The following is a 22,451-nucleotide window of genomic DNA, read 5'->3' on the forward strand; positions in this document are numbered from 1 at the left end:
CAACGGCGGCCCCCTTCGGTTGGCACCATCATTACCTCGGCGGCTCGCGCCGGTCGCTCGGCCGGGTTACAGCCGTTTCACGTTCGCGCCGCGCGGCTGTTCTGGTCATTGAGTGTGGTCCGGTCACTCCGTGAGCGGTTGCTCCGCGCATCAATGCCGCTCTGCGGACGGGCCGGTCCCGTCCTTGCGCAACACGCATCCGAGCCCCGGAACGACCGCTCACGGAGTGAGCGGACCACGCTCGGAACCACGGCACGGGCGCCGGCCGCACTCCGTACCAACGTGACGCCACCGGACTCGCCTTCCCTCGTTACGTGCGGCCGGTGTATCACAGTGCCGTCACGTTCGAGGGACACGCCATGTTTCGCGTCGCCGCTCTCACCGCGCTGGTTCTGGCCGTCGGCCCGGCGCCCGCGCCCGCCTGCACCTTCTGCGGCGACAACGTCCGCGCGAAGCCCACGCTCCGGATGCAGTACGCGCAGGCGAGCGCCGTGTTGCACGGGAAGCTCGCCAACCCGCGGTTCGACCCCAAAACCGACGAAGGGTTCACCGACCTCCACGTCGGGGCCGCGCTGAAGGACGCCCCGGCCCGCGGGAACCAGAACGTGCTCACCCTTCGGGGTTATTTGCCGGTCGTGGGCGACACGCCGAGCGAGTACCTCGCGTTCTGCACGGTTAAAGACGGCAAGCTCGACGTGACCGCGGGTCTGGCGGCGCCGGCCGCGGTGGTCGCGTACCTCACGGGGGCCGCCAAGCTGGCCGAAAACGACCCGACTGCCCGGCTCGCGTACTACTTCCCACACCTGAGCTCCCCGGACGCCACCGTTGCGGCCGACGCGTTCGTGGAGTTCGCCCGGGCGGCGGACGCGGACATCGCCAGGGCGGCCAAGCACTTCTCCCCCGAAGCCATCCGCAAGCTGATCGGCGACGAGAAGACGCCCACCGAGCGGCTCGGGGTGTTCGCGTTCCTCCTGGGCGTGTCTGGTGGCCCGGCGGACGCCGCGTTCCTCGAAAAGCTGCTGAAGCAGCAACCGCTGTCCGCGCGCGCCCGCGAGTCCTTCGGCGGGCTGCTCGCGGGGTACGTTCTGCTCGACCCGAAGGGCGGGTGGGCGCTGGCGCAGAGCGTCCTCGCGGACACAGAGCGGCCGTACTCCGTTCGGCTCTCCAGCCTGGGCGCGGTGCGGTTCTTCCAGGCCGCCCGGGGCGCCGAGTGTAAGGCGGAGGTGCTGAAGTGCTGCGCGGCCCTCCTGCCCGACGGCGACTTCGCGGACCAAGCGATTGAGGATTTGCGGCGCTGGGGCTGGTGGGACCTGAGCGCGGAGGTGTTCGCGCAGTTCGCCAAGCCGACGCACGCGGCCCCGATCGTCAGGCGGGGCATCGTTCGCTATGCTCTTTCGTGTCCCAACGACGACGCCAAAAAGTTCGTCGCGACCGTGCGCCAGAGCGACCCGAAACTGGTCGCCGCGGTCGAGGAGATGCTGAAGCTGTACGACCCCGTCACCCCGTCGAAGAAGTAGCCGTGCTCAACCTGCCTCAAACGCAGTTCGAAGTTTCCGCCGAACCCCTCACCGCCGTCCGGGCCGACTGGCTGGTGCTCGGGGTGTGGCTGGACCAACCGTACTCCGGCCCGGGTGCGGAGCTGGTCGCCAAGCTCCGCGAGGGCGGTGACTTCGGCGCCAAGCACCTCGAACTGGTCCCGGTGCTGAGCCCGGCCGGCGTCGCGGCCGCGCGGGTGCTGTTCGTGGGTCTGGGCAAGCGGGCCGACGCGAAACGCGCCACCCTTCACGATGCCGCGGCAGCCGCGGCGCGTCATATCACCGCGAAGAAGTTCGCGACGGTCGCGGTCGCGGTGCCCGATCCCGAGTTCACGCTCGCGGTCGGCGTGGGGCTGGCGCAGGGCAGCCAGGGGCCGGGCATCCGGAAGGGCACCCCCACGCGGTTCGCACCAGAGCGGTTCGTGCTGGTCGGCGGCGCGGCGGACGAGCTGCCGCGGGTGCGTGCAGAGGCCCGGGCGCTGTGGCTGGCGCGCGAGCTGGTGAACACGCCGCCGCGCGAGCTGTACCCCGAGACGTTCGCGGTCGTGGCGGCCGGCGCCGGGCGCGCCGCCGGCTTCGAGGTGGAGGTGTGGGACGAGTCCCGGATCGCGGCGGAGCGGATGGGCTCGCTGCTGGGCGTCGCGGAGGGCTCGGCGCGGCCGGCGCGGCTCGCGGTCCTGCGGTACACCGGGAACCCGGGCGGCCCGGTTCTGGGGCTGGTCGGGAAGGGCGTGACGTTCGACAGCGGCGGGCTGTCGCTGAAGCCCTCGGACGGCATGGTGGACATGAAGTGCGACATGGCCGGCGCGGCGGCGGTGCTCGCCGGCGTGCAGGCGGTCGCGGAACTGAAGCTGCCGGTGAACCTGTTCGGCGTGCTGGCGCTGGTGGAGAACATGCCGAGTGGCACCGCGCTGAAGCTCGGCGACGTGCTCACCGCCCGCAACGGCAAGACCATTGAGGTTCTGAACACCGACGCCGAAGGGCGGCTGATCCTCGCGGACGCGCTGTGCCTCGCGGCGGAGCACACGAAGTTCCTGGTCAACTTCGCCACCCTGACGGGCGCGTGCATGGTCGCACTCGGGACCGAAACGAGCGGGCTGATGACGAACAACGACGCCTGGGGCGAGCAGATCCTGGGCGCGGTGGCTAAAGCCGGCGAACGCGCCTGGAAGCTGCCGATGGACGCGAGCTACGACGGGCTCATCAAGAGCAAGGTTGCGGACATGCGGAACACCGGCGGCGGTCGGTGGGCCGGCGCGATCGCGGGCGGGAAGTTCCTGGAGCAGTTCGTCGGCGACGCGAAGTGGGCGCACCTCGACATCGCCGGCCCCTCCTTCGCCGAAAGCGACTCCGCAGCCCAGGACGCCGGCGGCACCGGGTGCATGGTGCGGAGCATCGTCGAAATGGCCCGCGCCTTTGGCGAGCGGGGGGCGTGAGCCCCCCGAGTGCGACGCCACGACTGTAGCGATGGCGAGCGCGGGGCGTGAGCCCCCCGAGTGCGACTCGACTCGACGGCCGCGCCTTTGGCGAGCGGGGGGCGTGAGCCCCCCGAGTGCGACGCCGGTGCGATTCTGGGGTCCGAAGGTATTGGGGTCCGCGCTTTTGGCGAGCGGTGAGCCCCCCGAGTTCGACTCGACTCGACGACCGCAGCGACTCCGAAGGTATCGGGTTCGCTCGGAGGGCTCACGCCCTCCGCTCGCCGATGTTACTTCTTCTGCGGAGCATCATGGAGATGGTCCGCGCCTTTGGCGAGCGGTGAGCCCCCCGCGTGCGCGTGCGCGTCGCGACGCGACGACCGCAGCGACTCCGAAGGTATCGGGTTCGCTCGGAGGGCTCACGCCCTCCGCTCGCCGACGTTACTTCTTCGGAAACTGCCAGTTCTCATCAAACAACCCGGCGGCGACCACCTCATACGCCGCGGGGGCTTTCTCGGTGGGCGCCGGCTTGATGACGGCCCAGTCTCCCAACCGCGGGTACAGCAGCGCGTTCGTGCCCTTCAGGTCGGCCTCCTTGAACGTGTGCCCGCTGTTGATGACCACATAGCTCTCGTTATTGTTTAGCGGGTTCGGGTAAATCAGCACCGGAACGTGTGTCTTCGGGTCGTACTTGACCCCGTTCACCACGAGCTCGTCTTTCGTCCAGGTGATCGGGAGCTTGGGCAGCACCTTCGCGATCAGCGGGTTGTTCTCCGGGTCGCCAAACAGAATGAGATTGCCATCGATCTTCGCATCGTAATCCGCAACTTTCGTGGTGCGCAGCGTGCCACGGAAATATCGATCCCATACCGCTGTGAACTGATCGGCTGCGGCTTCTTGATATCTATCCTTAACCGGGGTTTTCCATTGTCCAGTCGGACGAGCGACGACAAACCCGTCCACGAACGCGTCGTCGATCGGTCCCTGCAATTTGTGTCGCTTGCGGAGTTTGTCCGCGTCGGTGCGGCCCGTCACCCATTTGCCGCCGACCTTGCTCAGGAACAGATCTTCATCCGGCGCTAACTTTGTCGCCACGGTCTGGCCGTCGATTGATACGGCCGCCGGCACCGGGTGCCAATCCGTGAGACGACGCAGCCTCAGGCTCGCCACGTTCTGTGTTGTTATTCGGAGCGCGTCCTTGGTCCAAGTCGAATCGACGACGGCCTTTTCGTAGTGCTTTTCCAGTGCCTCGATTTCACCGTAGGCGAAGTCGTTCCACCGGGTGGTAAACGTCACGAACCGCACCCTTTCAGGCGTTTTGCGTTTGGTAGTCAAATACTTCTTGAATTCAGCCTCCGCCTTCTCCTGCCACGGCTTCGGCATCTGGTGTTCGAGGCCCGGCGCGACGAGGTGGGTGAACTTGAACGGCTCCTTGAACCCTTTCAGCGCCGCCTCAATATTGTCCGCGGCCTTTTTCTGCGCGTCCTTCTCGCCGCTGTACGCCACCACCGGCACGTTGAAGGCGTTCTCCGCATAGAGATGAGCGTCGTAAATGCGGAGGCACTTCTCCTGATAGTCGGGCAGTTCTTTCGGCAGGTTCGCGATGTAGCCGTGCGTGGTGGTGAACCCGGCCCCGGGGCCGATGACCTCGAAGAAGAACGGACGATGCAATCCGATGTGCCAAGTACCAGCACCGCCCATCGAGAACCCACGAATCACGACCTGCCAGGTACCAATCTCCGGCCCCCCCCGCAAGGATTCGGACGTTACGAAGTCCCCTCCTGCTTCGAGCACGTCCGTCTCGCCGGCCCACCGATAGGCGTTGTTCCCGCGCCCGTACACCTCCAGTTGAACGTACCCCAGATCCTTCGGCGCGGTGCCCTGGTGCGTGCCAATGAACTTCGCCTCGGTCAGCGCCGCGTCGCGGCCGTGCAGTACGATGTCGAGGCGCCACTGCTTCTTGGGGTCTTTGCCGTAGTCGTGTGGCAGCAACACCGCGTAGGGCTGAATTGAACCATCAACACGCGAGCGGTACGCACGCACCGCCCACTTGCCCGGGGCGTCGCGCCACACGGCCTTCCCGCCCTCCGCCTGTTTCGCGCGGGACAAGCCCTGCTCGAGCGTGGCGAACGTCCACTTGATGCTGTCCTTCGCGAGCCACTCCTCGAACCGGACGATGTTCTTGGCCGCCTTCAGGTAGATCTCCACCTCGACGAGCACGTCGTCTGCGACTGCCTTCTGTTTCAGCGCGGCGATTGCCTTCCGCAGTTCCTCGGTCTTGTCCTTGATCTGTTTCAGCGTGGCGGCGTCCGGGATGAAGGTCTTCGGGTCCACCTTCGGCGCGGCCTTCTTCTTGTCGTCCTTCTTGTCCTGCGCGTGCGCGGGCGCGGCGTCCGGTGCGGTCGCGAGCGCGACGACCATGCCGACGAACAGGAGCGGGGTAGCGAGCAGTCGCATGGGGCCGGGCCTCCGGGCGGGGTTCTGCACGTTACACCCGCGCGCCCCCGTTCGCAACGGGGTAACGAAATGCCACACGCGGGGCTCGCGCCCGCATACAATTTCCGGATGAAAGACGGGCACCGGGCGCGCGGCTGGGGCCGCTCCCGCCCGCGCCCCGGTCGCGCAGGAGGTCGAACCAGTGCACTCCGTCAAAATGCTCGTGCTGTGCGGTGTGGCGTTCGCGGCGGTCACCGGCACCGTCCGCGCCGCGAACCCGGTCGTCGCGATCGAGACCAGCCACGGCACCTTCAAGGTCGAGCTGTTCGAGGACAAGGCCCCGGTCACCGTGAAGAACTTCCTCCAGTACGTCGAGGACAAGCACTACGACGGCACCATCTTCCACCGCGTCATCAGCGACTTCATGATCCAGGGCGGCGGGTTCGAGCCGGGCATGAAGGAGAAGAAGACCCGCGAGCCGATCAAGAACGAGTCCGCCAACGGGCTGTCCAACCTGAAGGGCACCCTCTCGATGGCCCGCACCAACGTGGCCGACAGCGCCACCTCCCAGTTCTACGTCAACGTCAAGGACAACACGTTCCTGGACAAGGCGAAGGCCCGCGACGGGGTCGGGTACTGCGTGTTCGGCCGCGTCATCGAGGGGATGGACGTGGTGGAGAAGATCAAGGCTGTCGAGACCGGCACCGCCGGCGGCCACGAGAACGTTCCGACCAAGGACGTGGTTATCAAGTCGGTGAAGGTGGTGAAGGAAGAGAAGAAGTAAGACAAAAGTGAGTTAGCCACAAAAGAAAACCGAAGACAGAAGAGAGATTGGCCGCAAAAAAGCACAAAGGGCACAAAAGAAAACCAAAGAACAAGACAGAAGAGAAGTGTTTTAAACTCACTCTTTGTCTTGTTCTTTGGTTTTCTTTTGTGCCCTTTGTGCTTTTTTGCGGCCAATCTCTCTTTGGTTTTTTTGTGGCTAACCGGCCTCTTCTTGCGGCCGATCCGGCTCCGATTCATTCGGCCGCTTCAAGCTCCGCGCTCATCGACCCCGCGCACCGCGGGATGCGTGGGTCCGGGCCGTAGGCGTGGATCTGGTCGCGCTTGAGTTCGGCCCGCTCCAGGCTCGTGGTGCAGACGATCGCGCGGCCCTCCGTGTCCACGAGGCGCGCGAGCAGGAACCCCTTCTCGACCGGGTGCCCGAACAGCGCCTTCAGCATCTCGATGACGTACTCGTAGGAGTGGTCGTCGTCGTTGAGCAGCACGACGTGGTACGGCGGCTGGCGCCGGGTCCGCTGCTCCGTTTCGGTGTCCGTCTCGGGGAGCGTTGTCGGTCCAGACATGTCGCGGTCTCCGGTGGCCCACGGGTCCGCTGTTATTCTCTCTGATTCGGCCCCAGGGTCAACGGAATCGGCGAGCGGGGAACACGGAATGAGGCCGGTCGCCGGCCTCGGTGATACCACCGGCCTCATCGAGACCGGCGACCGAAGACGGTCACCCTCCGCCCACCTGGATCTTCTGGGTGCCGGCGGCGGCCATCCGGTCGGTGCTGGTGTTGGGGCCGGCGGTGGGTTCGAGCCGGCCGAACGTGACCACGGCGATGTCGTCGTTCTGGGCGCGGCCGTTGGCGTGCCGGCGGACGGTGCTCACCAGCCGCTCGCCGAGCCGCTTGGGCTGCTGGCCGCTGGCGCCCAGGGCGTCGTCCGGCAGCAGGCACCGGTCCACGGCCGCGGGGCCGAACATCGACCCGCCGGGGTTCATCGCGTCGGTCACGCCGTCGGTGAACACCGCGATCGAGTCGCCCGGCTCGACCGTCACCCTCACCTGCTCGTACGGGTAGCCGGGCAGCGCCCCGATCGGCAGCCCGGTGGCGTCGAGGGAGATGGCGTCGACGAGCTCGTCGGTCGCGGCCCGGTACAGCTTCGGGCTCATGTGCCCGGCGTTCACCAGCGTGAACGAGTTGTCCCGCGGGTCCAGCACCATCACCGCCAGGGTGACGAACCGGTCGCCCAGGCCGCCGTTGCTCAACTGGTCGTTCAGCAGGGACACCGCCTCGGCCAGGTCGGGCACGGTCAGCAGGCTGAACCGCACCTCCGAGCTGAGCTTCGCGACGAGCAGGGCCGCGGGCACGCCCTTGCCGGCCACGTCGCCCAGCACGATCGCCACGCGGCCGTCGCGCAGCGGGATGAAGTCGTAGTAGTCGCCGCCGATGGTGAGCGCCGGCGAGTAGTGGGCGTAGAACTCCCACCCGTCGATGTCGGGGAGCGTTTGCGGCAGGAACCCGAGCTGCACCTTGCGGGCCAGCTCCATCTCCTTCTGCTCCTTCTCGCGCTCGAGCACCTGGGCCACCATGCGCGCCTTCTCGATGGCCACGCCCGCCAGGTTCGCGACGATGGTGAGCAGGTTCAGGTCGTCCAGGCTGAACTTCTTGGTCCGGTCCTGGGTGTCGAGCTGGAGCGCGCCGATCGGGCGCCCGTCGGCGGTCGCCAGCGGGACGCACATGACGGACCGGATCTTGAACTCGGCGATGGACGCCGCCGGCCCGAGCGACGCGTCGTTGCCGGCGTCCTCGCTCAGGTACGACTGCATCGACTCGATCGTCTTGCGCACGATCGTCTTGCTGAACCGGGTGTCCTCCATCCCGGCGCGGCGGCTCTTCACCACCTTCGGGACGGCCCGCCCGTGCTCCTCGGTCATCAGCACGAAGCACCGGTCGGCCTGCTTGAACACCCCGAACAGGGTGTCGGCCACCTGCGCCAGCAGCGGGTCGAGCTCGTGGGTGCGGGACAGGTTGGTGCTGATCTCGAGCAGCGCCCGGAGCCGGTCCGACGGGGCCACCTCGAGGAAGCTCCGGGCGCGGTCGCTGGTGGCCGACCCCTCGATGGTGGTCTGCGCGCCGTCGTCGTCGTCGTCGTCCCCGCGGATTTTCGAGAGCCAGTCGGGCAGGGGCTGGGGGCGCACCGCCCGCTCGTCGTGGAACCGGTACAGGAAGTCGCAGATCTTGATCCGGTCGTCGGGCTTGAGCGCCTGCCGCCCGCCGGGCGGCACCTCCTTGCTGTTCACGAAGGTGCGGTTGCGGCTCTTCAGGTCCTCGATGTAGAACTGCCCGCCGGAGCGGACGATCTGCGCGTGCCGGCGGCTGACCGCGTGGTGCGGGATCACCACCTGGCACTCCTTCTCGTCGCGCCCGATCACGATCGAGAGCACGTCCGCGTTGAGCGGGACGTTCTTGTTCGTGGCGGTCCCTTCCGGGGCCTTCAGCAGAATGAGCGACGGCATTTCACGGTCCGCAGGGGAAACGATACTCGCGGCGGAGCGGCGCGCACTTGAGCACCACGCATGGTACCGGCGCGCGGCCCGCGCCGCAAGAAACCAAACCGGGGCGGACCGGCCGGCGCGCGGGCCCGCTGCAAGATAGAATACGCTCAACCCGGCCGGTCCCGGACCGGGAACCGCCCGCGGCCGCAAAAATCGGGGAGATACTGTCATGGCCGGGAAGAAACCTCAGCGCCGGAAGAAGGCCGAGCCGAAGGTCGAAGGGGTGTTGGGCGTCGGGCTGGACGGCACCGACGGTCACACCCGCGTGACCCGCACCGAAGAAATGGTCGTGGTGGGCGGTTCGGCGGAAACGCACGAGCGCATGCAAGAGACCGCGATCCGGTTCGGCGAGAACCTGGAGAAGCGGGGCAAGAAGATCCAGGAGGCGTCCGTCCGCGAAGTCATCGACCTGCTCCGCGATGCCATTGAGAGGAGCAGATGAGAGGCGCGGACCCGGGAGCGGGGGACGAGTTCCCGCGCCCCTCACGAATCTCGCGCCGCCGGCCGCGAACACCATTTCTGAAACCCCCGGTTGGGTTTGCGGGTAGGAACCAGTAAGAGGACCGGCCGTGTCCGACGCCGCGCTCGTTCAACGGTGCCTGACCGGGAGCCCGGCGGCGGCGCGCGAGCTGGTCGAGCGGTTCCAGGGCGATGTTCTGGCGGTTTGCCGGCGGCTGCTCGGCTCGGAGCACGACTCCGAGGACGTGGCGCAAGAGGTGTTCGTGCGCGTGTTCCGCAGCCTCGCCCGGTGGGACAGCGGGCGGCCCCTGCGGCCGTGGGTGCTGGGCATCACGGTGAACCGGTGCCGCACCTGGATCGGCAAACGCGCGCGGGGGCCGGAACTCGCCGACTACCTGCACGAGGCGCCCGACCGCCGGCCCGCGGACGACTCCGCCGAACTCGCCACCGAACTCCGGGCCGCGGTCGACGACCTCCGCACCGACTACCGCGAGGTATTCGTCCTGTTCCACGAGCACGGGCACCCCTACGAGTTCATCGCGGCGGCGGTGGGCCGACCGGTCGGCACCATCAAGACGTGGCTGCATCGCGCCCGGCTCGAAATCCTGGACCGGCTCCGCAGTCGTGGGCTCGTGCCCAACGAAGAGCAGCCACCGGCACCCGCTGTGCGGGGTGAAGAATGCTAACGCCCGAACCCGACTTCGACGACGAACACGACTTCGACCGGGTCGCGCCCGAGTGCCGCGCCACCGTCGAGGCGGTCCAATCGCTGCTCGACGGCGACGGCCCCGATGCCCTCGATTCCGACCCGCACGCGGGCGCCTGCGCGGCGTGCCGCGAACGGATCCGAGCCGCCCGCGTGCTGCTCGCGGTGTTCGCGGTGCCGAGTGCGCCGCCGCGGGTTCCGGCCGGCTTCGCCGACCGGGTGATGAACCGCCTCCAGGTTGCGGAACGCCCCCAACGCCGGGCGCCTTCCCGGCGCGTGTCCCGAACCGCCGCCCGGTTCGCCCTCGCGGCGGCGGTGCTGATCGCGGCCTTCGTTGTCGCGAACCGGTTTCCGAAGCCGGGGGCAGTCGTACCGAACGAAGTGGCCGAGCAACCGAAACCGGAACTGGCGCCGCAGCCGCGCGCGAGCGTGACCGTTCCGCACCCGATCCGCATCAACGACGAAGTCGCGAAGGCCGGGCAAGCGCTTCGCGACACCCCGAAGCCGTTCACCGAGTCCGTGGCGGCGGCACCGAAGCTGTTTGAAGCGTTCGCGACCGCGCTCGGCCAGCCCGTCGAGCCGATGGGCGATGTGCTGGAACCGGCCCGGAAGTCTCTTGCGGAACTGCCCGACGCCGCCCGCACCGGGCTGGAACCGGTTACCGGCACCGCGCAAAAGGCGTTCGACCGGCTCCTGCGTGATGTCGCTGCGATGAAACCGAAGTCGTGACCGCCCGCCCCTCCGAGCACACCGTCATGCCCGCCAAGTTCGCTCTCGCCGTCACACTCGTGTGTGTGCTCGGGTCGGTCGGGCGCGCCGGCCCGCCGGCCCCTCGTGACGACGCCTTGCGGGTCGCCCCGCCCGACGCCGCGCTCGTGGTGATGGTGCAAAACCTCCGCGGCCACCTCACGGACCTCCGCGCGTCGCCGTTCGCGGCGTGGCTCCCGTCCTCCGCTCTGGGGAAGCACCTCCTGAACGGCCCGGGGCTCAAGATCTTTACCGACGGGGCCGCACCCGTTCTCGGCACCCTCGGGCTGACGCCCACGGATCTGTTTCACGAGATCGTCGGCGATGCGGTGGTGTTCGCGTACACGCCCCCGCCGCCCAACGACCCGAAGGCCGAGCGGTCGGTGATCCTGCTCCGCCCACGGAAAATGGACACGCTCACCGCCGCCGTCGATCGGCTCAACGACCTCCAAAAGAGGAGCGGCGAGCTGACGGGTGTTGCGGAGCGCAAACACGCCGGGGGGATCTACTTCGAGCGCCAGAAGCCCGACGGGGCGTCCGACTTCTACTGCACCCGCGGCGCCGTGTTCGCGTTCTCACAGTCCGAGCCCGAGATTCGCGCCGTGATCGAGCGCGACAAGGGGGCAGGGGACAAGCCGCCTTCGCTGTCTGCTCGCCTCACGAAACTGGGCGTTGCCGACGCCGCCGCGGTGGTGCTGGTGAACCCGCGGCCGCTCGACGCCGAGTTCGCGGCGAAGGTGGCGGCCGCGCGGGGCGACGAGAAAGCGTTCCTCACGAAGTTCGCCGAGGTGTGGGCCGCGACCGACGCCGCGGTCCTGTACCTGTCGCTGAGCAAGGACGCGGAACTCGGCGTGGCGCTGCACTTCGCGCCCGAGAAGTTGCCCGCGGGCTTGAAGGGGTGGCTGGTCGGGGGGCGAACGCCGTCGGCGCTGTGGAATGTCGTACCCGCGAATGCGCTCTTCGCCGCGGCCGGGTGTGTGAAGCCAAACGACCTGTTGGACGCACTCGCACAACTGGCCCCGACGAGCGGCAAGCCGGGCGTGCGCGAAACCTTGGGAGAAACGTTCGGCCCCGTTTTCGGTAAGGACAAATGGCCTCTGGTGCTGGACGCACTCGGGCCGGATTGGGGCGTGTGGGTGCAACCGCCTGCGCCGGGAACGGCCGTGCCGGTCGCGGTCGCTGCGGTGAAGGTGGCGACCGGCGGTCCGAAGGGCGCCGACGCCGCGAAAGCGCTGGATCAGGCGCTGGAGTACGGGTTCCAGGTGGCGCGGGTCGCGTACAACGCGAAGAACGAGGAGCAGCTCGAACTGAAGGAAGAGACGAGTGCCGGCACGGTCATCAAGTCGCTGTCCGGCGGCGCGCTCCCGCCGGGTGTCGTGCCGTCGTTTGCGCTGAAAGACGGATACCTCCTGCTCGCGACCTCGCCGGACGCGATCAAGAGTTTTAAGGCGCCGACCGGCGACACGAAGCCGGTCGGAGAGGTTCCGCTCGTGCGATTCCGCGCGGCCTCGGCGCGCGAGTACCTCGCCGCACACGGCCCGAAACTCGCCAAACTGCTGAGCAGCACCGGGGCGGGTACGGAAACGTCACTCGCGGAGCAGTTCGGGCAACTCGCGCTGGCGCTGGAGCCCGTTGAGCGGGTCGAACTGCTCACCCGGGGCGACGATGCCGGGTTAAAGCTGATGCTGCGCGTGAAAACGGTGAAACCGTTGAAGGAGTGAGCCGCATCGCGCTTCGGAATCGCGGGCCGTCCAGAGAACACCGCCCAACGAGCAACTCAACGCTTTTGCGGAACGCTTACCGCTCCTTAGCTCACGCCATCGGCAGCGGCGTGCGGCCCTTCACCGCGGGCTCCGGGGCGGGCGCGGCGCACTTGCCGCACCCCGACCCGCACCCGGGCCGCGCGCCGAACCACGTCTTCCAGGTCGCGCGCAGCACGTACCCGACCGCGCACGCGATCACGACCCCGACGCCGATGAACTGAACTGTTGTGGACACGACCGGTCACCCCACGATCAACCGCCCCACCTGGAACGTGGCCATCGCCCCCAGGTACGCGAGGGCGGTCATGTAGACGAACGTGAACGCCGGCCACAGCCAGCTTTTGGTCTCGCGTTTGATGGTGGCGAGGGTCGCGGCGCACTGCGCGCACAGGGCGAAGAACACCATGATCGACAGCGCCACCGGCACCCCGTACTTGCCGCGCACCGGGTCCTGCGCCCAATCCTCTTGGAGCGCCTTCGTGAGCCCCTCGACCTTCTCCTTCGCCTCGTCGTCGGCGTCCGCGTCGCCGATCGCGCCCGTATCGACCTCGCCCACGTCGTAGAGCAGCCCGAACGTCCCGACGATCACCTCGCGGGCCGGGAAGCTCGCCATCGCGGCCACGCCGATCTTCCAGTCCCACCCGAGCGGCTCGAAGACCGGCTCCATCCGGTGCCCGGCCCGCCCCAAGAAGCTGTCCCGCTTCCACTCGCCGTTGAGCTTGTCCGGCAGCCCCGCCGCGGCCTCGAGCTGCTCCCGCTCCGCGTTCTCTTCTTCCGTCGCGTCCGCCTTGGCCTTCAGCTCCTTGAGCCGGTCGGCGCCCTCTTTCGCCGCGCCTTCGGCCCGCTCGATGCGTTCCGGGTACGACTCGCCGGCCGCGTTCGTGTGCGGGAAGTACAGCAGCGCCCAAACGATGATCATGGCCGCCAGAATGACCGTTCCCGCCCGCGTCACGAACGACCACCCCGCCTCGCCCATCCGCCGCAGGATCGAAGCGAGCTTCGGGCGCCGGTACGACGGCAGCTCCATCACGAACACCGGCGGGGCGCCGCGGAGCAGCGTCCGCTTCAGCGCCAGGGCCACGAGCGGGGCCACGGTGAAGCCGACCATGTACATCGCGAACAGCACCACCCCCGGGAGCCACACGGGCGCCCCCGGTTTGGCGACGAACGCCGCGGTGAGCAGGATGTACACCGGGAGCCGCGCGGAGCAGCTCATCAGCGGCGACACGAGGATCGTCGCGAGCCGGTCCCGGCGGTTCTCGATCACCCGCGTCGCCATGATCCCGGGGACCGCGCACGCCACGCTCGACAGCATCGGGATGAACGACTTGCCGCTCAGCCCGCACCGACTCATGACGCGGTCCATGAGGAACGCGGCGCGGGCCATGTACCCGCAGTCCTCCAGGACCGCGATGAACCCGAACAGGATCATGATCTGCGGGAGGAACACCAGCACGCCGCCGACGCCCTTGATGACCCCGTCCGTGAGCAGCGCGCGGAGCGGCCCGGCGGGCAGGACGCCCTCGACGCCCTTCGCGACCCAGCTCGGGCCGCCCCCGATCAGCTCCATGAGCGGCTTCGCCCACAGGAAGATCGACTGGAACATGAGGAACATCACGACCAGGAACACGGCCGTGCCCCAGAGCCGGTGGGTGAGCACCGCGTCGATCCGGTCGGTCCAGGTGACGGGCCGCACCGCGGGCTTCGTGACGGCCGCCGCGACCGCGGCGCGGACCCAGCCGAACCGCGCCCGCGCCTCCACCCCGGGCACCGCGTGCCCGGCCGCGCTCAGCCGCTCGCGCGCCCCGAGGAGCTTCGCCCGCAGCGCCTCGCCGTAGCGCCCCGCGAGCCACTGCTCGGTGTACCCGTTCACGTCGATCAGCGCCCGGCGCACCAGCACCGCCGGCACCTCGTCGCTGAGCTCCTTCTGGAGCTGGTGCGCGGCGCCGTCGAACGCCGGCGGGAACTCGACCCCGCGCGGGGCGGCGGCCGCCGCCGCCGCGAGGACCGCTCGCGTCAGCTCGGGCAGCCCGGCCCCGCTGTTCGCCTGGATCGGCACCACCGGGACGCCCAGGGCCACCGCGAGCTTGGCGTAATCGATCACCAGCCCCTGCGCCCGGGCCGCGTCGATCATGTTCACCGCCACAACAACCGGGACGCCGAGGTCGAGCAGCTGGCTGGTGAGGTAGAGGTGCCGGTCCAGGTTGGTGGCGTCCACCACGGAGACGACGACCGCCGGGCGGGGCTCTTCGGGGCGCCGCCCGAGCAGCAGGTCGACCGCGACCATCTCATCAGGACTGCGGGCCGCGAGGCTGTACGTCCCGGGCAGGTCTATCAGCGCGAGCGTCGCCTCGCCGACGCGGCACTCGCCCTTCTTCATTTCGACCGTGACGCCGGGATAGTTCCCGATCCGCTGGCGCAGCCCGGAGAGGGCGTTGAACAAGGTCGATTTCCCGGCGTTCGGGTTCCCGACCAGGGCCACGGAGAGCGTTGCGGTTGTCATAAGCGTGAGGGGCGCGGGGGGAAGTGGTGCGCGAAGTGAGCCGGCGGACGCTCGCCCCTCACCCCTCACCCGGAGCTTTGATAACGATGCCGGCGGCCTCGCTCTTGCGGAGGCTGAGGCGGGAACGGCCCAGAGCGATTTCGATCGGGTCGCCGAGCGGGGCGCGGGCGAGCACCTCTACGAGTTCGCCCTCGAGTAGGCCGAACTCGTAGAGGCGCTGGACCAGGGCGGGGTCGCCGGACACGGACACCACTTCGGCCCGCTGCCCGGGAGAAAGATCGGCAAGTGTGGACATATCGCGTCAGCCCGCCACCGGGCGCACCAGAATCTGCGCGCTGTCGTCCCCGCGGAGGCAGAGCTTGCACCCCGAGACGTTCAGCAGACAGGTCGCGCCGGGTTGCACCACTTGCAGCCGACAGCCCTGGCGGATGCCGAGTTCGGCGAGGCGACAGACCCATTCGGGTTGGCCGTTCACCTCGGCGACCTCGGCCCACTCGCCGGGGCTCAGCATGTCGAGCGGCAACAACATCAACGGCTCGCTTGTTGAGATTTTGTCTCAGGTATCTTCGCACTCCCTTGGGTCCGCGTCAAGGGAATGCGAACGAAAAGGCGGGAAATGCGGGAGGCGTCGTGGGCGGCGTTCCCATGCCGGGCGACCGTCCCGAAGTGGGGGCACGATTCAAAACAGCGCAAGCACCTTGGCGATGTCACCCCGCACGTACTCACGTGGGTGTCGGGCCGGGTGCCCTTCGAGTTGCCAGTACGTGCTCACGTGCGGGATCGTCTGGAGCGGTGCGGTCTCGTCCTCGCACCACGCCGCCGCGGTTGAACCGCGCCACCGGGTGGGATATCGCACCCCCACTCCGACGGCCCGGGGCGCACACTGATACTCGGAACCATTCGCAACCGCCAGGATCATGGTCGCGCAGACTACCCGCACCGCCGGTACCGTGTGCGCCCGGGGCACCGCGGACAACTCCTGGCGCTCGTCTGCGGTCAGTGCGCGGCGTGGCGCTTTCTTGGGGCGCCACATGCCAACCTCCGAATGTAGTACATTCGAGAGTCGCCGAGTGTGTAACTGATGGCTACGAGTGCGGGGAGTGGCCCATTCGTTAGGTGCCGCGCGGCCGGAAGTCGTAACGCCGAAGCCCTGCACTCCGGAGTGCGGGGCTTCGGCGTTACGACTTCCGGCCGCGCGGCACCTGCCTACTTTTGCAGGATCGGCAGGTAGTTGTTCGGTAACTGGAGCACGATCAGGCTCATGGCGGTCGCGTACGCCGGCCCGTGAACGTGGTCGGCCCAGGTGCCGCCGCTGGCGCGCACCCGCCCGAGCAGTTCGTCGCGGATCGCCGGGAACCACGTTCGCCAGTAGTCGCCGCCGGCGGTCCACATCGCGAGGGCCGCGTAATACTGGCCGTAGTAGTAATGCGCCGCCGGCAGCTCGCGCTGGTTGAACATGCGGTTCGGCATGTACTGCTGGAGGTACCGCAAGCCGCGTTCGATGGCCCGGCTGTTGACCTCCTCGTCCTCGGGCACGCTGGCGCTGTACAGCCCCACGACCGCGGCGGCCGTGCGGGCGAACGCGCTGCCCCCCTGGCCCTTGAAGTAGCTGAACCCGCCGTCCGGGAGCTGGCACCGGCGGATGTACTCCGAGCCCTGCCGGATCACGCTCTTGCGCACGAACACTCCGGCGTTCCGGGCCGCCCGCAGCGCCATCATGAACGCGACCGTCACGGACACGTCCGCGAACGGCGCCTTCGGCTCGTACCGCCACCCGCCTTCCTTGTTCTGGGCGTCCACCGCGAACGCGGTCGCGCGTTCGAGCACCGCCCGCACCTTCTTCTGGCGCGCGGCCTCCGGCAGCATCCCGCACACCTCCGCGAGGAACAGGCTCGCGAACCCGTGGCTGTACATCGCGCTCGGCTGGCTCCCGAACCGGAAATCGTCGGTGGTCAGGAACCCGCTGCTGGCCCCTTTCGTCCGGTCCACCACGTAATCGACGACCCGGCTGATGTGTTTCGCGTACTTCCCGCGCCCCGGTTGCTGCCCCGCACCCAAAAGGGCCAGCCCGCACAGACCGGTGATCCCGGCCGCGACCCCGCCCGCCAGCAGTCCGCCGCCGAACGAGCCGTCCGACGCCTGCCCGTGGGCGAGCTGCGCGAGCCCGCGGTCGATGGCCTCCTGCGTTTCGGCGGTGATGAACTCCGCCCCGGTCTCGGAACGCGGCCCCCCGCCGGGTTGCGCGAGGCCGACGAGGTGCAGGCCGGCGGTTGCCCCGCCGGACACGGCGGACCGCAAAAAGGTGCGTCGCGACACGGACCGCAACGGGTTAAGCATGGTAACGAACTCGTTTGGACCGGGCTTTCCGGGGGCGGTGCGCGCGGTTGCCGGCCGACACGCTGACGGGTACGCACATCAGCCCGACGCTCCTACTTCCTCGGTTCGGTGGGCTTCGCGCTCTTGTCCGCGAGCGACGAGTAATACAGCCTCAGAAGCTCTGCGTATTTCGGGGTGAACTCTTCTTTGTAGTACTGCGACATCTGGCGCCGGAGCTTGTCCGGGAGGTGCCCCCACACGTTTTTCGAGGCGTCCTCCTCCTCGAACGGCAGGACGCTCCTCCCGTTCCCTTTGCCCATCGGGCCGTCAGGGAGTTTGACCGCCGGGCCGCTCTTGGGGCTGATGTCTTTCGACGCCTTCGGCTCCCGGCCCGCCTCCTTCGTGTCGTTGCCGGGCTTGTTCTGCTGCCCCACAGGTTCCTGTTTGGGGGCGTTCATCGGGTCGCCCATCCGCGGCCGGCGCTCGCCCGCTCCCGTCGGCGCTGAATCGCTCCGGCCAGTTCCCATGCCGTCCTTGGGCATCGGCGTCTGGTCCGTGCCGTCCTTGGGCATCGGCGTGTCGCTCTTCGGCGACATGTCGCCCATGTCGTTCTTTTTGTCGGGGCTGCCCGTGTCGTCTTTTTGGCCTTCCTTCTTGTCCTGCGGTTTATCGCTCTTGTCGTTCTTGTCTTGTTGCTTGTCGTTCTTGTCTTGTTGCTTGTCGTTCTTGTCTTGTTGCTTGTCGTTCTTGTCTTGGTCCGGTTTCGGAGGCGGTGGGTTCTCTTGCTGGTTGATGAGCGCATCGATGTCGGACAGGATCTTGGTCTGCGTCTTACGTGTGTCCGCCCCGGTATCGCTCTTCTCCAACTTGTCGCCCACGTTCTTCGAGTTCGTGATGATGCGCTCGACGGTAACCGCCGGGTTCTCGGCCTTCACCGGTTCCGACCGCGGAACCGGGTCCCGCGAGCCGTCGGGGCGTATTTCACGCGGCGCCGGAGCCACCGGCCGGTCCGCACGGGCGGGCGCGTGGGCCAATCCAACGGCCGAGACGAGCAGCGAGACGCAAGCGAACCGGTTCATGGTTTCCCCTGTGGCGGCACGCCTCCGGGCGCTTCTTTCGCAGCCTCTTTGGGCGCGTCTTCGTCGCCCTTCGCCTTTTCTTTCGAGCCGAACATTTTGGCGACCTGCTCGAACAGGTCCGCGACCTCACGCTGCGCTTGCTCGAGTTCTTTCAACTCGTCGCGCGCGGCGGGCGTGAGCTTCTCGGGGTCCGGGTGGTCCGCGGCGAAGCGGGCGGTGCGCTCGTTCAACTCCGCTTGAAGCGCCCGCAGCACCTTGAGTTGCGCGAGCGGCGGCACCACCTCTTGGTCCCCGCCGCCCGCCGCGTTCGGGGGCGGCGGCCCCTTGGCCGGCGGCGGTTGCGGGGCGGCACCGCTCTTCGCCGGCTCCTTCTTGTCATCGGGCTTCAGCGCGTCGGCGAGTTGCTCCAGCCGGCGCAGCGCGAGCTCCATCGGGCGCATGACGTTACGGTCCCCGAGCGCCTCCAGCTCCGCGTCGTAAGCGGCGGCGAGGTCCGCGTCGTCGCACCGGGCCTTGATCTTTTCGCGGGCCCGGTCCATCGCCCCTGCGGCGTCGGTGAGCAGGCGGGCGAGCACCGGCAGGGGCGCGAACTCGTTGCCGCCCAGTTTGCGGGCCTCTGCGGCCAGTTCCGCCTCGCGTGCGGTGTCGATGTCGGAGTAGCTGGTGAGAAGGGGCCGGTCCCAGCCCTTTTGTTTGGCGACCTCCCCGTGAACCCGGAGGGCCTCGGCGACCGCGGCCTTCTGCCGCTCGGCGAGCGACTTCACCTGGTCGGCGAGCTTGCGCCGCTTCTCGTCCGAGAGCTGCTGGCCGCCCTGCGCGGCGGCCCGGTCGAGCCGGTCCCGGCCGGCGTCGAGCTGTTCGACCGCGGCCCGCTGGTCGCGGGCGTTCGGCTGCCCGCGCTCCAGGTCGTCGCGGGCCGCTTCCATTTTGTCGAGCGCGTTGCGCGTGTCACGGGCCGCCGCGTCGGCCTTCTCGGCCGTCAGCTTCTGGAGCAGCTCGCGGCCCCGCTCCAGCAGCTTATCCTGTTCCAGCCCCAGCACCTTGAGGGTCTCGGCGCGCTGCACCGGGTCCTGAGTGGTGTTGGCGGCCTCGACCCGCTTGCGGAGGCGGTCCTGCGCCCCGGCGAGGGCGTCGAGTTGGTCGGCGGCCCGCCGCTGCGCCTGGGGCTTGGCGAGTTCCGGCGCGGCATCGCCCTCCTTCTCGGCCAGGGCGTCGGCCAGGGCACCGAGCCCCTCGCCGGCGTCGCGGAGCGCATCCGCGCCGTCGTTCTGTCGGTTCCTGCGGAGCCGCTCGGCCGCGCCGCGGAGGGTGTCGGGCAGTTGCTGCCCGCCCGCGGCGTCGAGCCCCGTGCGGAGCGCCCGCGCCTCGGTCCCGGCCTTGTCCGCGGCCGCGCGGAGGTCGGCCGCGGCGGCGGACGCCGCATCGGCCTGCGCGCTCAGGGCCGATTTCTCGACCGGGCTGCTCGCGGCCCCGGCCTGTCGTTTCAGGGCCCCGGCCTCTTCGTCTTTAAGGGCGGCCTGCGAGCGGAGCCCCGCCGCCTGGCCGTCCTTCTCGGCCGCGAGCCGGGCGGCCCGGGCGATGAGCTGCCCGGCCTGCTCCGCCGCCTGGTCCGCCCGCACGCCGGCGCGGTCCAGCTCGCGCTTCTCGTCGTCGGTCGGGTTCAGCTTGCCCTCCCGCACCCGCTCCTTGAGTTGCTCCAGGGCGTTCAGTTGCCGCAGGACGTTGTCCTTTTGAACCCGCGCCTCGCCGCGGATCTCGCCGGCCCCGCCCCACAGGGCGAGCAGGTCGAGCAGGGCGGATACGGTGTCCTCGATGCTCCTCTGGCTCCGCCCCGCGCGCTTCAGGTAGTCGGCCAGCTCCTTGTCCTGCTCGGGCGCGGGCGGTTGTCCGAGGGTCCGAATCGCGTCGGCCAAGTTCTGCTGGGCGGCACCGAGGTCGCGATCGGCGGTCCGGCCGAGTTCCTCGGCAGCAACCGCGACGCGGTCGGTGGTGTTCGATCGGGGCAGCCCGTTCGCGCGCACGGTCTCGCGCAGCAGGTCCGCCCGCGCACGCAGCCCCTGGGCCGGGTCTATAACACGTCCGGCGACCTGGCGCTGGCCCTGCTCGGCCCCGACCAACCGGTCGCGGTCGAGCGGCGACAGCACCCCGCCCGGGAGCGGGGTCACCTCGGCCACCTTCTGCCGGGCGTCGCGCTGCTGCTCGCGGATACGCACCAAGTCCGGCCGGAGCGCGGCGAGTTCCTTCTGGAGCCACGCGTCGATGGCCTCCGGTGAGGCGATGCGGATTTCCACCTCCGTGGCGCTGCGGCCGAGCCCTTTGAGCGGGGCCACGTCGTCGAAATCGTCGGCCGCGGCCCGGAGCACCAGCAGGTCCCCCTCGCGCACGGGCGAGCCGTCCGCGCGCGTGAACGCCGAAACGGGAACGCGGGTCACCGCCTCGACGGCCCCCGCCGGCGGGACGCTGACCGCCGCCGGGCCGCCCGCGACGCCTGCGAGCGCCTCAGCGGGCACCTGCGCCGCGGTCGCAAGCGGAATCGTGCGCACCGAGCCGTCGCGGCCGACGCGGTACTCCAGAAACAACCGACGCGCGCCGTAGAGCGGGTCCTCGGCCACCGCGGCGAGCCGCACCGCCGCGGTCGGCGCCAGGTACTGAGGGTCACGGCCCGCGACCGGCCGGCTCAGCGTGACCTTCGGTACCGGGTCCGGTGTGAGATCGATCTTCAGAGTCCGTGTGCCGGTTAGGCCGGTGTCGTCGGTCAGCCGCAGCGCATATAAGCCCGACAGCCGCGGGGTGAACGTCGCGGAAATGAGGGCACCGTCCCCGGAGACCGTGAGCGGGATGTCGGCGGTCACCTCGTCGGCCAGCGCCTGTGCGGCGACCGCGGCCAGGGGGTCGAGGTGCCCCAGGTGGGCGAACGGAACGGCGGGTGCGACGGAGCCCCGGTCGCCGACGAAGGTGAGCACCGCGGCGGACAGCCTCACGTCGGCCGCCGCGCGGAACCGGACGAGCGTACCCGTCGGCACTTCGAGCCGCTCGACGCCGTCGATGTCGAGCGGGGCGAGCCCCGCGTACGCCGGCGGCGTGAGCACGAGGTGCGGCGACGGCCGACCGTCCAGCGGGACGAGCCGGGGCGGCGGGACCACGTCCACCGTTTGCCACTCGGTCGCGCCGTCGTTGGCGGTCACGCGCAGCTCGAACGTGTTCGGCACGCGGGCGGGATCGAACCGGACGGTCACGACCGCGGCCCCGGCCACCTTCGGGTCGTTGTTCATGGCGAGCGGGAATTGCTCCTCGAACTCGCCGCCGTCCCGGACGCGCACGGACACGGTCGCGGGGCCGTTGAGCGCCCCGCGCACCGCGAACCGGAGCTCGAACGCCTCGCCCTTCGCGATCCGGGCGGGGAACTCGCCCGGCGAAAGGAGCTCGATCCGCGTCTTGGTGGGCCAGGGGTGCGCGCCGAACGGGTCCGCGAGCCGGACGGCCGCGACACCGGCCGCGTCGAGGTTGAACAGCGCTAACGGGAACGCGACGGCCAGCGCGGCGGCGCAGAGCCACCCGTTCCGCCAGCACGGCCCGTAAGGGACCAGGTGCTCGAGCGGCAACCGGCCCACACGCCGCTCGGCGGCGCGGACCGCGACCGAGGTGAGCCGGTTCGACACGCCCGGCCGCTCCGGAGGGGGCTCGTCCCCGGCGGCGGTACCGAGAAACGACACCGCCGACGCGAGCGAGTCGTTGAGCGCGGGGAACCGGTCTTCGAGTTCCAGCGAGACGGCGAGGGCGTCGGTGCGGAGCCGCCGGGCGCGTCCCGGCCCGCGGACCCAGACGGCCCCGGCCGCCACAAGGACCGCCACCAGCGCGAACGCCCGGGCCGCGGGCGAAAGGTGAGCCGCCGCGTCGAGCACCCCCGCGCCCGCGGCCCCGCCCACGGCGACCGCGACGAACGCGAACACCCCGGACGCAACGGCCACCCGCTTCCGCGTGCGGCCCAGTTCGGCGAGCCGGTCGGCGAGCGATTCGCGATCCGTCGGCGGGCGCAGCAGCAGTGCCATGCGGACCTCTTCTTGACGGCGCGGTTGCGAGAGCGACCGCACGGCAACGACCCCGACCCACGGCAGCGATCGCAACTCGGCCCCGACTTTCCTCAGCGGGAGCGGCCGGGAGAGCGGAACGG

The 22,451-nt window shown here is 69.4% G+C and carries 18 protein-coding genes; 7 read left to right on the plus strand and 11 right to left on the minus strand.

What is annotated here, in order from left to right; all coding sequences use genetic code 11:
* The first annotated feature begins 359 nt into the window (after nucleotides 1-359).
* On the plus strand, nucleotides 360-1,517 hold the full coding sequence (locus R5W23_RS13925) for a hypothetical protein (protein WP_320686828.1): 1,158 nt from the start codon (nucleotides 360-362) through the stop codon (nucleotides 1,515-1,517).
* 2 nt (nucleotides 1,518-1,519) lie between these two features.
* Complete coding sequence (locus R5W23_RS13930; protein ID WP_320686829.1) at nucleotides 1,520-2,971, plus strand: leucyl aminopeptidase; 1,452 nt, start codon at nucleotides 1,520-1,522, stop codon at nucleotides 2,969-2,971.
* 420 nt (nucleotides 2,972-3,391) lie between these two features.
* Here R5W23_RS13930 and R5W23_RS13935 read toward each other — a convergent pair whose 3' ends face one another.
* The gene (locus R5W23_RS13935) at nucleotides 3,392-5,407 is read right to left on the minus strand and encodes a hypothetical protein (protein WP_320686830.1); all 2,016 of its coding nucleotides are present in this window, start codon (nucleotides 5,405-5,407) and stop codon (nucleotides 3,392-3,394) included.
* Between the two features lie 181 nt (nucleotides 5,408-5,588).
* On the opposite strand from R5W23_RS13935, the gene R5W23_RS13940 reads away from it, so the two are divergent.
* Nucleotides 5,589-6,170 carry a peptidylprolyl isomerase gene (locus R5W23_RS13940; RefSeq protein ID WP_320686831.1) on the plus strand — a complete coding sequence of 194 codons (582 nt, stop codon included), beginning with the start codon at nucleotides 5,589-5,591 and terminating at the stop codon, nucleotides 6,168-6,170.
* A 235-nt stretch (nucleotides 6,171-6,405) separates the two neighbouring features.
* Here the strand turns inward: R5W23_RS13940 and R5W23_RS13945 are convergent, their stop codons facing one another.
* On the minus strand, nucleotides 6,406-6,732 hold the full coding sequence (locus tag R5W23_RS13945) for an ATP-dependent Clp protease adaptor ClpS (protein WP_261185051.1): 327 nt from the start codon (nucleotides 6,730-6,732) through the stop codon (nucleotides 6,406-6,408).
* 151 nt (nucleotides 6,733-6,883) lie between these two features.
* A complete protein-coding gene (locus R5W23_RS13950; protein WP_261185050.1) occupies nucleotides 6,884-8,668 on the minus strand; it encodes a SpoIIE family protein phosphatase in 1,785 nt (594 codons plus the stop codon).
* 208 nt (nucleotides 8,669-8,876) lie between these two features.
* Between R5W23_RS13950 and R5W23_RS13955 the strand changes: the two genes are divergently transcribed.
* The 4 genes from R5W23_RS13955 to R5W23_RS13970 all read left to right on the plus strand — a co-directional run bounded on the left by R5W23_RS13955 (nucleotide 8,877) and on the right by R5W23_RS13970 (nucleotide 12,340).
* Nucleotides 8,877-9,149: a hypothetical protein gene (locus R5W23_RS13955; protein ID WP_320686832.1), complete on the plus strand. Its 273-nt coding sequence runs from the start codon at nucleotides 8,877-8,879 to the stop codon at nucleotides 9,147-9,149.
* Between the two features lie 127 nt (nucleotides 9,150-9,276).
* The gene (locus R5W23_RS13960) at nucleotides 9,277-9,852 is read left to right on the plus strand and encodes an RNA polymerase sigma factor (RefSeq protein WP_261185047.1); all 576 of its coding nucleotides are present in this window, start codon (nucleotides 9,277-9,279) and stop codon (nucleotides 9,850-9,852) included.
* The gene (locus tag R5W23_RS13965; protein WP_320686833.1) at nucleotides 9,846-10,601 is read left to right on the plus strand and encodes an anti-sigma factor; all 756 of its coding nucleotides are present in this window, start codon (nucleotides 9,846-9,848) and stop codon (nucleotides 10,599-10,601) included. Before R5W23_RS13960 ends, R5W23_RS13965 begins: the two co-directional genes overlap by 7 nt.
* 26 nt (nucleotides 10,602-10,627) lie before the next feature.
* Nucleotides 10,628-12,340, plus strand: a complete 1,713-nt coding sequence (locus R5W23_RS13970) for a hypothetical protein (RefSeq protein ID WP_320686834.1) — start codon at nucleotides 10,628-10,630, stop codon at nucleotides 12,338-12,340.
* 91 nt (nucleotides 12,341-12,431) lie between these two features.
* On the opposite strand, the gene R5W23_RS13975 is transcribed toward R5W23_RS13970, so the two are convergent.
* The 8 genes from R5W23_RS13975 to R5W23_RS14010 all read right to left on the minus strand — a co-directional run bounded on the left by R5W23_RS13975 (nucleotide 12,432) and on the right by R5W23_RS14010 (nucleotide 22,329).
* On the minus strand, nucleotides 12,432-12,617 hold the full coding sequence (locus R5W23_RS13975) for a FeoB-associated Cys-rich membrane protein (RefSeq protein WP_320686835.1): 186 nt from the start codon (nucleotides 12,615-12,617) through the stop codon (nucleotides 12,432-12,434).
* A 6-nt stretch (nucleotides 12,618-12,623) separates the two neighbouring features.
* Nucleotides 12,624-14,885: a ferrous iron transport protein B gene (gene feoB / locus R5W23_RS13980; RefSeq protein WP_320686836.1), complete on the minus strand. Its 2,262-nt coding sequence runs from the start codon at nucleotides 14,883-14,885 to the stop codon at nucleotides 12,624-12,626.
* Between the two features lie 58 nt (nucleotides 14,886-14,943).
* Nucleotides 14,944-15,180, minus strand: a complete 237-nt coding sequence (locus R5W23_RS13985; RefSeq protein ID WP_261185040.1) for a FeoA family protein — start codon at nucleotides 15,178-15,180, stop codon at nucleotides 14,944-14,946.
* 6 nt (nucleotides 15,181-15,186) lie between these two features.
* The gene (locus R5W23_RS13990; RefSeq protein WP_261185039.1) at nucleotides 15,187-15,414 is read right to left on the minus strand and encodes a FeoA family protein; all 228 of its coding nucleotides are present in this window, start codon (nucleotides 15,412-15,414) and stop codon (nucleotides 15,187-15,189) included.
* A 150-nt stretch (nucleotides 15,415-15,564) separates the two neighbouring features.
* Nucleotides 15,565-15,918, minus strand: coding sequence for a hypothetical protein (locus R5W23_RS13995; protein ID WP_320686837.1), 354 nt, complete (start codon nucleotides 15,916-15,918; stop codon nucleotides 15,565-15,567).
* A gap of 173 nt (nucleotides 15,919-16,091) precedes the next feature.
* A complete protein-coding gene (locus R5W23_RS14000; RefSeq protein WP_261185035.1) occupies nucleotides 16,092-17,222 on the minus strand; it encodes a prenyltransferase in 1,131 nt (376 codons plus the stop codon).
* Between the two features lie 92 nt (nucleotides 17,223-17,314).
* Nucleotides 17,315-18,280 (minus strand): hypothetical protein, encoded by a 966-nt coding sequence (locus R5W23_RS14005; RefSeq protein ID WP_320686838.1) that lies wholly within the window; start codon nucleotides 18,278-18,280, stop codon nucleotides 17,315-17,317.
* On the minus strand, nucleotides 18,277-22,329 hold the full coding sequence (locus tag R5W23_RS14010; RefSeq protein WP_320686839.1) for a hypothetical protein: 4,053 nt from the start codon (nucleotides 22,327-22,329) through the stop codon (nucleotides 18,277-18,279). The genes R5W23_RS14005 and R5W23_RS14010 overlap by 4 nt, the downstream gene beginning before the upstream one ends.
* Between the last annotated feature and the right edge of the window lie 122 nt (nucleotides 22,330-22,451).

Origin of the sequence: Gemmata algarum (assembly GCF_034097035.1) — a bacterium.
In the GTDB taxonomy this organism is placed as follows: domain Bacteria; phylum Planctomycetota; class Planctomycetia; order Gemmatales; family Gemmataceae; genus Gemmata; species Gemmata algarum.